At 64.0% G+C, this 12163-nt stretch carries 7 protein-coding genes and 1 riboswitch; of the genes, 3 read left to right on the top strand and 4 right to left on the bottom strand.

The genetic code is table 11. The features are described 5' to 3' along the window. The first annotated feature begins 44 nt into the window (after positions 1-44). The 3 genes from EP379_RS15670 to EP379_RS15660 are packed head-to-tail and all read left to right on the top strand — an operon-like array spanning position 45 to position 7238. On the top strand, positions 45-5921 hold the full coding sequence (locus tag EP379_RS15670; RefSeq protein ID WP_172600514.1) for a hybrid sensor histidine kinase/response regulator: 5877 nt from the start codon (positions 45-47) through the stop codon (positions 5919-5921). Between the two features lie 15 nt (positions 5922-5936). Further along, entirely contained in the window at positions 5937-6443 is a 507-nt protein-coding gene (locus tag EP379_RS15665) for a chemotaxis protein CheW (protein ID WP_127478666.1), read from the top strand. Between the two features lie 54 nt (positions 6444-6497). After that, positions 6498-7238 carry a c-type cytochrome gene (locus tag EP379_RS15660; RefSeq protein ID WP_172600513.1) on the top strand — a complete coding sequence of 247 codons (741 nt, stop codon included), beginning with the start codon at positions 6498-6500 and terminating at the stop codon, positions 7236-7238. Positions 7239-7484: 246 nt separating this feature from the next. Here the strand turns inward: EP379_RS15660 and EP379_RS15655 are convergent, their stop codons facing one another. The 4 genes from EP379_RS15655 to metK all read right to left on the bottom strand — a co-directional run bounded on the left by EP379_RS15655 (position 7485) and on the right by metK (position 12020). Further along, complete coding sequence (locus EP379_RS15655; protein WP_127478664.1) at positions 7485-8213, bottom strand: 16S rRNA (uracil(1498)-N(3))-methyltransferase; 729 nt, start codon at positions 8211-8213, stop codon at positions 7485-7487. Between the two features lie 17 nt (positions 8214-8230). Further along, on the bottom strand, positions 8231-9082 hold the full coding sequence (gene metF, locus EP379_RS15650) for a methylenetetrahydrofolate reductase [NAD(P)H] (protein WP_127478663.1): 852 nt from the start codon (positions 9080-9082) through the stop codon (positions 8231-8233). Between the two features lie 105 nt (positions 9083-9187). Continuing rightward, the gene (gene ahcY, locus EP379_RS15645) at positions 9188-10603 is read right to left on the bottom strand and encodes an adenosylhomocysteinase (RefSeq protein ID WP_127478662.1); all 1416 of its coding nucleotides are present in this window, start codon (positions 10601-10603) and stop codon (positions 9188-9190) included. Between the two features lie 14 nt (positions 10604-10617). Next, a riboswitch (S-adenosyl-L-homocysteine riboswitch) is annotated at positions 10618-10695 on the bottom strand. 161 nt (positions 10696-10856) lie between these two features. Continuing rightward, the gene (gene metK, locus EP379_RS15640) at positions 10857-12020 is read right to left on the bottom strand and encodes a methionine adenosyltransferase (RefSeq protein ID WP_127478661.1); all 1164 of its coding nucleotides are present in this window, start codon (positions 12018-12020) and stop codon (positions 10857-10859) included. Positions 12021-12163 lie beyond the last annotated feature (143 nt).

The following is a 12163-nucleotide window of genomic DNA, read 5'->3' as shown; positions in this document are numbered from 1 at the left end:
ATCTTGCCGGCCTTGATGTATAGCGCGCTATGGGTGCCATGCCGATGACCGCGAAGTTCGACGTCAGCACCCTGAACTGGGTCAAGGGCGAGATTGACGCCTCCCTCGACCAGGCCAGGCTGGCGCTGGAGGCGTTTGTCGCCACGCCGGACGATGAAACCCAGATGGGTTTCTGCGTCATGCATCTGCATCAGGTGCACGGCACCCTGCAGATGGTCGAACTCTACGGCGCCGCCCGGGCTGCCGACGAGATGGAGCGGCTCGCCGTTGCCCTGCAGGAAAAGCGCATCGCGGATATCGAGCGCGCCTGCGAAGTGCTGATGCGTGCCATCCTGCAACTGCCCGATTACCTGGAGGGTCTGCAGACCGGCCTGTCCGACAACGCCCTGGTACTGCTGCCGCTGATCAACGAGATGCGCCGCCTGCGCGGCGAACAGGCCCTCCCGGAAAGCGATTTCTTCCAGCCCGACCTCAGTGTGATGCCGCCCGCGGCCCCGGCGCCCACGGTGGATATCCGTGTCTTGGCACAGAAGGCGCGCCCCTACTACCAGTCCAGCCTGTTGCACCTGCTGCGCGGCGAGGAAACCCCCCAGAGCCTGAAGACCCTGCGCGTGCTGAGCGACAAGTTGCTGGCCGCAGCGACGGTTCCGGCGCTGCGGCAGTGGTTCTGGGTATTCGGTGGTTTTATCGAGTCCCTGTCCGGCGACGGCCAGGTGGTGCGTACCGCCGCCAAGCGTCTGCTCAGCAACGGTGAGCAGGTGATCCGTCAGATCGGCGAGGGTGGTGAGGCGGCGGTGAAGCCCGAGTCCCTGTCGTCCCTGCTCACCAGCCTGCTGTTCCAGGTGGCGCAGGCGGCTGGTTCGGCAGGCCGCGTCGGCGAGCTGAAGACGGCCTTTGGGCTGAATCGTCTGATGGCCGGTGAGGCGGCACCCGCCGGTGTCGGCGGCTTCAATGCCGAGCTGAAGAAGACCCTGGCGGGCGATGTACTGGAAGAGCTGGCCTCGGTCCAGGATGCCCTCGATATCTTCGTGCGCAGCGAGCGGCGCGCGGCATCCTCCCTGCTGCCGCTGGCCGACACCCTGTCGCGCATCGCCAGCACCCTGGTGATGATGGGCCAGCCCGCATTGCAGGAGGCGCTGGAGCGGCAGGTGGCGGTGATCCGCGATTTGCAGGATGTCGAGTCGGTTGCCGACGACAACCTATTGATGGGTATCGCCAGCGCCGTTCTGGCCGTGGACTCGGCCCTGCGCGACTGGGGCACGGTGCGGCCGTTGGAACAGGCCGACGATCTGGCCGGTCAGGTTGGGGCGGGGGAACTGTCGCCGGAGGCCGAAGCCGAGCATCAGCGTGTCATCCGTCAGGTGATGAAGGAAGCGCGCAGCAATCTGTTGCGTGTCAAGGACGCGGTGGACGCCTATGTGGCCGCCCCCGGCGATGCCACTCCGCTGGCGCCCCTGGCCGGACTGTTGCATGAAATCATCGGCAGCCTGACTCTGCTGTCCTATACCCGCGCCGCCCGGGTATTGCGTGCCTGCTCGCTGTACATCGGCAACGATCTCGCCAAGGCCGATACCCTGCCGGGTTCCGATATGCTCGATGCCCTGGCCGATGCGCTGACCTCTATCGAGTACTACATGGACGCCTTCGTGGAAAGTCGCGTCCATCCGGGGATGGTGCTGGAGGTGGCCGAGCGCGCCTGCGCGAAACTGGGCTACCCGGTCGATGCATTGCCGGAGCTCGTGCCCGCGGCTGTCGAGAAAGAGGCGCTGGATGAGGCGGAAGGCGCTGCCGGGGAAGTGGCGATTACGGCCCCTGCGGCGGAGGTGGAAGAGAGCGCTGTTGCGGCACCGGAGGAAATGGTCACAGCCGCCGCGCCGGAAGAGGCCATTGTCGCGGCCGCAGTGCCGGTGACCCCCGCCGCACCCGCTCAGGCACCGGCGGCGAGTGCCGGGCTCGATCCGGAGATCGTCGAGATCTTCATCGAAGAGGCCACGGAGGAGATCACCAAGATCAACGAACTCCTGCCGCGTTGGCAGTCCAACCGCGGTGATAGCGAGACGCTGCGTGACCTGCGCCGCTCTTTCCACACCCTGAAGGGCAGCGGGCGCCTGGTCGGTGCCCTGCGCATCGGCGAGTTTGCCTGGGCCTTCGAGAACATGCTGAACCGGGTCATCGACAATACCGTCGAGCCGAGCAACGCCATGTTTGACCTGCTGGATCAGGCGGCGGAGGCCTTGCCGGAACTGGTCGCCGAATTCCGCGAGGGGACAGCGGTCCGTGCCGACGTGGAGTGGCTGCAGGAGGCGGCGAACGCCATGAGCACCCCGGGTGGCCTGGAGGCCATGCTGCCGCCGGCACCGCCACCCCCTGCCGCGGTGACGATGGAGAACGCAGCCCCGGTTGAACCGGCGGTGCCCGAGCTGGACCCGGTGCTGCTGGAAATCTACGGCAACGAAACCGACGCCCATCTGGCGATCATCGAGCAGTTCATCGCCGAGTGCCGCGCCGAGCACGGCTGCCGGGTGACCGAGGCGCTGACCCGCGCCCTGCACACCCTGCAGGGCAGCTCGCGCATGGCCGGTGTGATTGCCGTGGCCGATGTCGCCCTGCCGCTGGAGAAATACGCCAAGGCGTTGCATACCGCTCATGTGGCGGTGTCACCGCAGGGGCTGAACGCGCTGGAGCGATGTGTGGCGCTGACCCGCGACATGCTTTCCTTCTTGCAGGGGACGCGGGCGGCCGTGCCCGGACACCAGACCCTGCGCGACGAGGCGGAGGCCCTGCAGCATGCGGCCCAGCGCCTTGCCGAAGGGCTGGAGGAGATCCCCGAGGCCGGTCTGGCGCAGGCTCCGGAAGAGGTGACGGCCGCTGCCACACCGCAGGTGGAGGAAGAGATCACCGGCGAGGCGGTGCCCGAGTTCGAGGCGCCGGAAGAAGAAATCACGCTGGAGGGCGCTGCGCCGGAGGTGCCCGCAGAAGAGGATGCCTCTTTCGAGGTCGAGGCCATGCCGGAACCTGCCGCAACGGAAGAGGAGGAGATCACCCTCGTTGCGCCGGAAGAGGAAGACATCACCCTGGAGGCGCTGGAGCCGGTCGAGGAAGAGGCGCCGCCGCTGGAGGACATCCTGTCCTCCATTGCGGTGGAGGAGGCCCCGGCCGCGCCGCCATCGCCGCCGGTGGTCGCTGCGCCTGCCATGGTGCCGGAATACGATCAGGAACTGCTCGATATCTTCCTGGAGGAAGGTGCCGAGATCATCGACGCCAGCGAGGAATCGCTGCAGGCCTGGCGCGAGCACCCCGACGATCGTTCACTGGTCGAGGCGCTGCAGCGCCAGTTGCATACCCTCAAGGGGGGTGCACGCATGGCCGGCGTCACGCCCATCGGTGATCTGAGCCATACCCTGGAATCCATCTTCGAGGATATCGTCGAAGGGCGGCTGACCCGCTCCAGCGCGATGTTCGATTTGTTGCAGCTGGCACACGATCGTCTGGTGACGATGCTGGAGCAGGTGCGCAACAACGCGCCGGTGGTTTCTGCCGATGATCTGATTGCCCGCATCCGCAATCTTTCCGGTGCCGCGCCTCAAGTGCCGGCGGTGGAAGAGGAGGCGGCTGCGGCGCCGCTGTCCGGTTTCCTGGAACAGGCCGCTGCCATCCTCGAAGCCTACGAGGTGCAATTGCGGGCCTGGGACGTGGAGCAGGACAAGCAGCCGCTGTTGCTGGAAATCGGTCGCCAGTTGCGGGATATGAAGGCGGCGGCGCGTGACGCCGGCATCGCCAGCATGGCCGATGTGGCCTACAGTGCGGAACTGATGGTGGCTGCAACGGCGGACGGTCATGTGCCGCTGTCACCGCGCATGCTGGCATTGATGCAGCGCTGCCACGATCGTCTCGCCACCATGCTCGATCAGCTGCGTGGCGGCCATGCACCGATCCCCGATGCAGTGCTCGTCGAGGCCATGGACGAGCTGGTGGCCGAAAGCCGCGCCAAGGAAGTGATTCCGGCACCGGCGCCGCAGCCCGTGGCCAGGCCGGAGGCTGCAGCGGAAGAGGGGGCCGAACAGCTTGCCGATCGCCGCCGCGGCCAGCGCCTGCAGCAGGACGTGGTGCGTGTACGCGCCGACCTGCTGGACAATCTGGTCAACTATGCCGGTGAGGTGAGTATTTACCGTTCCCGTGTCGAGCAGCAGGTGGGCAGCATCAACTACAGCCTGCGTGACTTCGGTGAAATCCTCGAGCGTATGCACGACCAGCTGCGTCAGTTCGCCATCGAGACCGAGGCACAGATGCAGTCGCGCTACGAGGATGTGGACAGCACCGAGTACGAGGATTTCGATCCCCTGGAGTTCGACCGCTTTACCCACATGCAGCAGCTGTCGCGTTCGGCGATGGAAAGTCTCAACGACCTCGTCGAGGTGCAACAGGGTCTGCAGAGTCTGACGCGCGAAACGGAAACTCTGTTACTGCAGCAGTCGCGTGTCAGCACCGAGTTGCAGGAAGGCCTGATGCATACGCGCATGATGCCGCTGGTGGAGCATGCGCCACGCCTGCGCCGCATCGTGCGCCAGACCAGTGCGGAGCTCGGCAAGGAGGTGGAGTTGAGCTTCCGTGGCGCGGAGGTGGAAATGGATCGCCACATGGTCGAGCGCATGTTGGCGCCCATCGAGCATCTGCTGCGTAACGCCATCGCCCACGGCATCGAGACGCCGGAGCAACGCCGCAAGGCCGGCAAGCCCTCGCGCGGCCAGATCATCCTGGCGCAGGTGCGTGAAGGTTCCGAGATAGTGATGCGCATCATCGATGATGGTGCCGGCATCAATCTGGAGCGTGTGCGCCAGAAGGCCATCGAACGTGGCCTGATGAAGCCCGACGCCGGTCTCTCCGACAAGGAAGTGGTGCACTTCATTCTGGAATCCGGCTTTTCCACCGCCGAGACCCTGACCCAGGTGGCCGGCCGCGGTGTCGGCATGGACGTGGTCAACAGTGAGATCAAACAGCTGGGCGGCCTGTTGGAAATCGATACCCGTCAGGGCGAAGGCACCACCTTTACCATACGTCTGCCGCTGACACTGTCGGTCAGTCGCGCCCTGCTGGTTCAGGCCGGCGAGGAAACCTATGCCGTGCCGATGACCTCCATCCAGGGTATCGAGCGCCTGGATCGCGCCCAGTTGGAACAATTGCTGGCGGCGGAAAACCCCACCTACACCTGGCTGGGCCGCGAATATGAGCTGCTGCCGCTGAGTGCCACGCTCGGCCTGCCGCCGGCGACTACGGCACCGGCCGAAGGCGAGGTCAGCAAACGCCCGCTGTTGTTCGCCCACAGCGGCGATCACTACGTGGCCTGGGCGGCGGACAACCTCATCGGCAGTCGTGAAATCGTGGTGAAGTCGCTCGGTCCGCAGCTGTCCAAGCTGCGCGGCCTGTCCGGTGCGACCATCCTCGGTGACGGCAGTGTGGCCCTGATCCTCGACCTGCCGCTGCTCGCCCGCCTCGGCCTGGCCCAGCGCAGTACCGCAGTGGTGGAAGCCGCACCGGTCAGTGCGCAGCCGCTGGTGATGGTGGTGGACGACTCCATCACCGTGCGCAAGGTCACTTCGCGCTTGCTGGAGCGCAACGACATCCGCCCGGTCACGGCGAAAGACGGTGTCGATGCCATTGCCCAGCTGGAGGAGGTCATGCCGGACGTCATGCTGCTCGACATCGAAATGCCGCGCATGGACGGCTACGAGCTGGCGACGCACATCCGCAACACCGACCGTCTCAAGCACCTCCCGATCATCATGATCACCTCGCGCAGCGGCGAGAAGCACCGCCAGCGCGCCATGGAGATCGGTGTCGATTTCTACATGAGCAAGCCGTATCAGGAGGCCGAATTGCTGGAAAACATCCACAAGCTGATTGCACAGCGGCGTGGCAAGTAAGGCTGGGGACAGGGCATGAGCGAAACGACAACCACACCAGCGGTCAACGACGCGCTCGGCGACGTGAAGGTGCGCAGTCTGCTGGTGCCGCTCAGCGGTATGCTGCTGGTGTTGCCCAACACCGCGGTGGCGGAGGTCGCCGAGTTCAAATCACCACAGCCCATCGCCGATGCGCCGGCCTGGCTGTTGGGTATGATGTTGTGGCGTGGCCGCTCCATCCCCCTGCTTGCCATCGAGCCCCTCCTGGGCGGTTCGGCCGGTGCCGGTGGCGTGCATGCCCGTGCCGTGGTGTGCAACACTTTGAACAGCAATCCGGTGATGCCTTTCATCGCCGTTCTCGCGCAAGGCATCCCCCGCCTGCAGGAGCTGAAGCCGGATATGGTCGAGACGGTGGAGGGCGGAGAGGGGGAGGAATTGGCGGTAATCGCCGGGCGCCTGCGGGTGGCCGGGCGTGAGGGTGTAATTCCCAATCTCGATGTGCTGGAGCGGCTATTGTTACAGCTGGGTGTCAGGGTGGGTTAGAATCCCCTGCATTGATAATTCGCAATCGATCGGACTTCAAACATGATGATGGGCATGAAATCTGTAGCCGTGATGGGGGTGGTCTCGGTTCTGGCGGTCGCTACCGCCACGGTTGGTGCCGCGACACAGGACGAACGCCTGGCGCAACAGCTCGGTATACAGATGAAACAGGAGGATGTGGCGCGCGAGGAGGCCACGCTGGCCGAACGAAACCGCCTGCTGCAGGTCATCAAGGATGTGGAAAGCGATACCACCCTGCGTGCCACCGCCATCGCCGAGGGCGCCGACCGCTCGCTGCTGTGCAGCAGCTGCCACGGCCGTGACGGCAACAGCAAGCAGCCGGATATCCCCAATCTGGCCGGCCAACAGCCCGCCTATCTGCTGGAGCAGCTGCAGCTGTTTGCCAGCGGCCAGCGCAAGAACTTCGTCATGCAGTCGCTGGCGGCCAACTTCAGCAACGAAGACAAGGTCAACCTGGCCATCTACTACTCCAGCATGCCGGTGCAGCCGGTGGAGTACGATGCGGCTCTGGCGGCCCGTGGCAAGCGTACCTACGATACCGTCTGCTTCATGTGCCACGGTACCAATGGCAAGGGCGAGGCCGGTTTTGCCCGTATCGCCGGCCAGAAGCCGGAATACGTCATGAAGACCCTGCAGCGCTATCGAGCCAATGCCCAGGGCAGGTCCGATCCGGAAGAGGTTAAACGTACCAACCCGCGCATGGAGCAGGTGACGCAGAATCTGTCGGATGAAGACATCCGCGCCATCGCCAACTACGTGACTTCGCTGCGCTAAGGAAGGTCTGAATAAGTCCATCCTGGACTTCTCAGGTCGCTCCCGCCCCTCCCTGGGCTGCGCGACATAAGTCCATCCGTGGACAAAACCACGCCAAGCGAAAAGTGTGATTTTCGCTCGGCTTCATTTTTCGACGACTTATCGTCGTTGAAAATTGGCGGCACATCCCTGTGCCGCGGAAGCTCTGAACTTATGCAGAGCTTCCCTAAAGCAAACCGTGCCTGCAGGAGCACGGCTCCTGCCGTGCTATAAATCTCCCCAGTGCGCCTGCAATATCGCCAGGGCCGCGGTGCCTGCGGTTTCGGTACGCAGCACGCGCGGACCGAGCCGGATGCCGCGATAGCCGGCACGCTGCGCGGCCGACAGCTCGGCGTCGCTCAGTCCTCCCTCCGGTCCCACCAGCAGGCTCAGCTGCTGCGGTGTTTCCGTGATCGTCGCAACGCCTCCCGTCGCCTGCGGGTCCAGGGTGAGACGCAGTTCATTTTGATCCTGAGCCAGCCAGGCGGGCAGGGTGAGCGGTTGCTCGATGACGGGAATGCGGTTGCGGCCGCACTGCTCGCAGGCGCTGATGGCCACCGCTTGCCAGTGGTGCAGCTTTTTCTCCCAGCGTTCGTCGGACAGGCGCACGTTGCAGCGATCGGTGATGATCGGCACCACGCGTACCACGCCCAATTCCGTCGCCTTCTGGATGGCATAGTCCATGCGCTCGCCCTTGGCGATGCCCTGGGCCAGGGTGATCGCCAAGGGCGACTCGGCTTCCCGCGCATGATGCACAGCCACCCGCACCGTGACGTTGCGCTTGCCGACCTCGTGCAGAGTCGCGTCGTACTCGCCGCCCTCGCCGTTGAACAGGCGCAGTGCGGCACCGGGCGCCAGGCGCAGGACCCGGGCTACGTGGTTGGCAGCGCCGGCATCGAGTTCGACAATGGTGCCGGGGTTGAGCGGCCCCGGCTGATGGATGCGAGGGAGGCGCATGCAGGCGGCGGCAGGCTTTAGCCTGGCAACCCCAGGGCCTGCCAGATGGCGCGGGTGGGTTCGAACTGGTTCATGGTGTAGAAGTGCAATCCAGGCGCCCCGGCCTCCAGCAGGCGGCGGCACAGCTCCACCGTCACCTCCAGACCATAGGCGCGGATTGACTCCAGATCGTCGCCCATGCCCTCCAGTCGTTTGGCCAGCCAGCGCGGGATCTCGGCGCCGCAGGCCTCGGAGAAGCGGGCCAGCTGCTTGTAGTTGGTGATCGGCATGATGCCGGGCACGATGGGCAGAGCGAGCCCCATCTTCTCACACTCGTCGACGAAGCGCAGATAGGCATCCAGGTTGTAGAAGTACTGGGTGATGGCGGCATTGGCGCCGGCCTCGACCTTGCGTTTGAAGTTGAGCAGATCCTTTTGTGCGCTGGCTGCCTGCGGATGAAACTCCGGATAGGCCGCCACCTCGATGTGGAAATGATCGCCGGTTTCGCGGCGGATGAATTCCACCAACTCATTGGCATAGGAGAATTCGCCGGCCTCGCGCATACCGGAGGGCATGTCGCCGCGCAGGGCGACAATGCGCTTCACGCCCATGGCCTTGTAGCCCTGGAGGATATCCCGCAGCATTTCGCTGGATGAACCGATGCAGGACAGGTGCGGTGCTGCATCGAGCCCAGCCGCCAACATGTCGCGGATGGTTTCCAGGGTGCCTTGCTGGGTACTGCCGCCGGCACCGTAGGTGACCGACACATATGCCGGTTCCAAAGCAGCGAATTTGTCGCGTGCCGCAAGCAGCTTCTGGCGACCCTCCGCCGTCTTGGGCGGAAAGAACTCGAAACTGAAACCGGGCCGATACTTCTTTTGCGATTCCATGTTAACCCCCCGAAAACCAGGTTGAACGCAAAGGCGCAAAGCGCGCAAAGAACGCAAAGCTGGCTTTGCGACCTTGGCGTCTTAGCGTTACAGGCTCTTGGCCTTTTAGTAACGGTAGTGGTTGGGCTTGTAGGGGCCTTCCACCGGAACACCGATGTAATCGGCCTGTTCCTTGCTCAAGGTGGTGAGTTGCACACCGATCTTCTTCAGGTGGAGGCGCGCGACCTTTTCGTCGAGGATCTTCGGCAGTACGTAGACCTTGCGCTGGTATTGTTCACCGCGGGTGAAGAGCTCCATCTGCGCCATCACCTGGTTGGTGAAGGAGGCGGACATCACGAAACTGGGATGACCGGTGGCACAGCCCAGGTTCACCAGGCGACCCTTGGCCAGCACGATGATCTTTTTACCGTCGGGGAAGATGACGTGATCGACCTGCGGCTTGATTTCCTCCCACTGGTACTTCTCGAGGGAGGCGATGTCGATCTCGGAATCGAAGTGGCCGATGTTGCAGACGATGGCCTCGTCTTTCATCCGGACCATGTGATCGTGGGTGATGACATTTACGTTGCCGGTGGTGGTGACGAAGATGTCGCCGAGCTTGCAGGCCTCATCCATGTGCACCACGCGGTAACCTTCCATCGCCGCTTGCAGCGCGCAGATCGGATCGATTTCGGTGACCCAGGTGGTGGCGCCCATGCCGCGGAAGGCCTGCGCGCAGCCCTTGCCCACGTCGCCGTAACCGAGCACCACGCAGATCTTGCCGGCGATCATCACGTCGGTAGCGCGCTTGATGCCGTCGATGAGCGATTCGCGGCAGCCGTACAGGTTGTCGAACTTGCTCTTGGTGACCGAGTCGTTGACGTTCATCGCCGGGAACAGCAGTTCGCCGCGCTTTTCCATCTCGTACAGGCGGTGTACGCCGGTGGTGGTTTCTTCGGTGACGCCCTTGATGCCCTTGGCCATCTTGGTCCACTTGCCCGGGTTGTTCTTCAGGCTGGCGCGCAGCAGGTCGAGGAATACCTTCCACTCGTGATTGGCATTGGCGGCCGCTTCAGGCACCGCGCCGGCCTTCTCGAATTCCACGCCCTTGTGCACCAGCATGGTGGCGTCGCCGCCGTCGTCGAGGATCATGTTGGGGCCGTCGTGGCCGGCCCAGGTCATCGCCTGTTCGGTGCACCACCAATACTCTTCCAGGGTCTCGCCCTTCCAGGCGAACACCGGAATGCCGGCGGCGGCGATGGCGGCGGCGGCATGGTCCTGGGTGGAGAAGATGTTGCAGGAGGCCCAGCGCACTTCGGCACCCAGTTCCACCAGCGTCTCGATCAGCACCGCGGTCTGGATGGTCATGTGCAGCGAGCCGGAAATGCGCGCGCCCTTGAGCGGCTTCTGCGGGCCGAATTCTTCGCGCAGGGCCATCAGGCCCGGCATCTCGGTTTCGGCGATCTGGATTTCCTTGCGGCCCCAGGCGGCAAGGGACATGTCGGCGACTTTATAGTCGGTGAAGTTGGCTACAGCGTTCATGGCTATGACTCCGTCAGGAACGAGCGCCGTTGTTACAGAACCGCTGCCCTGAGCCTGACAGGTGTGTACCTGCTGCAGCGCTCCTCAGGGGGGCGGCGAAAAACTGCTGCAAAAGATTTCAACGCAAAGAGTGCAAAAGTACGCAAAGTAAAAACAGGCCCAAACGCCTCGTTACGCGAACGGTGGGTAATTCAGCAATAATTGCTTCGCAAACTTCGCGGCCTTTGCGTCTTTGCGTTTAACAAGCTTTCCCTTACTTCAGCCCCGCCGCGTCGCGCAGGAGGTCGGCCTTGTCGGTACGTTCCCAGGTGAAGTCCGCGTCATGGCGGCCGAAATGGCCGTAGGCGGCGGTCTTGCGGTAGATGGGACGGCGCAGGTCGAGCATGCTGATCAGTCCGCGCGGGCGCAGGTCGAAGTGCGCGCGTACCAGCTCCACCAGGCGTTCGGTGGAGATCTTGCCGGTACCGAAGGTGTCCACGCTGATGGAGGTGGGCTCGGCCACACCGATGGCATAGGATACCTGCACCTCGCAGCGCTCGGCCAGGCCGGCAGCGACGATGTTCTTGGCCACATAGCGACCGGCGTAGGCCGCGGAACGGTCCACCTTGGAGGGGTCCTTGCCGGAGAAGGCGCCGCCGCCGTGGCGCGCCATGCCGCCATAGGTATCGACGATGATCTTGCGGCCGGTGAGGCCGCAATCACCCATCGGGCCGCCGATGACGAAGCGGCCGGTGGGATTGATGAAGAAGCGGGTTTCCTTGGTGATCCACTCCGCCGGCAGCACCGGCAGGATGATCTCGTCCATCACCGCCTCGTGCAGGGTTTTCTGGCTGATCTCCGGACCGTGCTGGGTGGACAGCACCACGGCGTCGATGGCGACGGGCTTGTGGCCCTTGTAGCGGAAGGTGACCTGACTCTTGGCATCCGGGCGTAGCCAGGGCAGCATGCCGTTCTTGCGCACCTCGGCCTGGCGCGCCACCAGGGCATGGGCGTAGCAGATGGGGGCCGGCATCAGCACGTCGGTTTCATTGCTGGCATAACCGAACATCAGACCCTGGTCGCCGGCGCCCTGTTCGTGGTTTTCGCTCTCGTCCACGCCCATGGCGATGTCCGGTGACTGCTTGCCGATGGCATTCAGCACCGCGCAGGTTTCCCAGTCGTAGCCCATCTCCGAGCTGTTGTAGCCGATGTCCTTGATGACGCCGCGCACGATGGCCTCATAGTCCAGCACGGCGTGGGTGGTGATCTCGCCGGCCACCAGGGCCATGCCGGTCTTCACCAGGGTTTCGCAGGCCACGCGCGCCATCGGATCCTGACTCAGGATGGCGTCGAGGATCGCATCGGAAATCTGGTCGGCGACCTTGTCCGGATGACCTTCGGAGACGGATTCGGAAGTGAACAAGTAGCTGTTGGACATGCTGGTTCCCTGGTTAACCGGACGCACGCGGCGCCCACCCGTGAAAGTTGGACCGGGCATTATAAAGAAGACGGGTACGAGATACGAGAGGCGAGGGGATGGTACGCAGCGCGCTCATCACGCCGCCTGAGGCATTCTCCAGG

The organism is Sulfurivermis fontis (assembly GCF_004001245.1).
Classification (GTDB): Bacteria; Pseudomonadota; Gammaproteobacteria; order Thiohalomonadales; family Thiohalomonadaceae; genus Sulfurivermis; species Sulfurivermis fontis.
Note: the sequence above shows the minus strand (reverse complement) of the source record. Positions and strands in the feature narration are given on the sequence as shown.

Coding starts and splice junctions, on each gene's coding strand:
- metF (WP_127478663.1), bottom strand. CDS start 9,082: ATGGAATCGCAAAAGAAGTATCGGCCCGGTTTCAGTTTCGAGTTCTTT.
- EP379_RS15670 (WP_172600514.1), top strand. CDS start 45: ATGACCGCGAAGTTCGACGTCAGCACCCTGAACTGGGTCAAGGGCGAG.
- EP379_RS15655 (WP_127478664.1), bottom strand. CDS start 8,213: ATGCGCCTCCCTCGCATCCATCAGCCGGGGCCGCTCAACCCCGGCACC.
- ahcY (WP_127478662.1), bottom strand. CDS start 10,603: ATGAACGCTGTAGCCAACTTCACCGACTATAAAGTCGCCGACATGTCC.
- metK (WP_127478661.1), bottom strand. CDS start 12,020: ATGTCCAACAGCTACTTGTTCACTTCCGAATCCGTCTCCGAAGGTCAT.
- EP379_RS15660 (WP_172600513.1), top strand. CDS start 6,498: ATGAAATCTGTAGCCGTGATGGGGGTGGTCTCGGTTCTGGCGGTCGCT.
- EP379_RS15665 (WP_127478666.1), top strand. CDS start 5,937: ATGAGCGAAACGACAACCACACCAGCGGTCAACGACGCGCTCGGCGAC.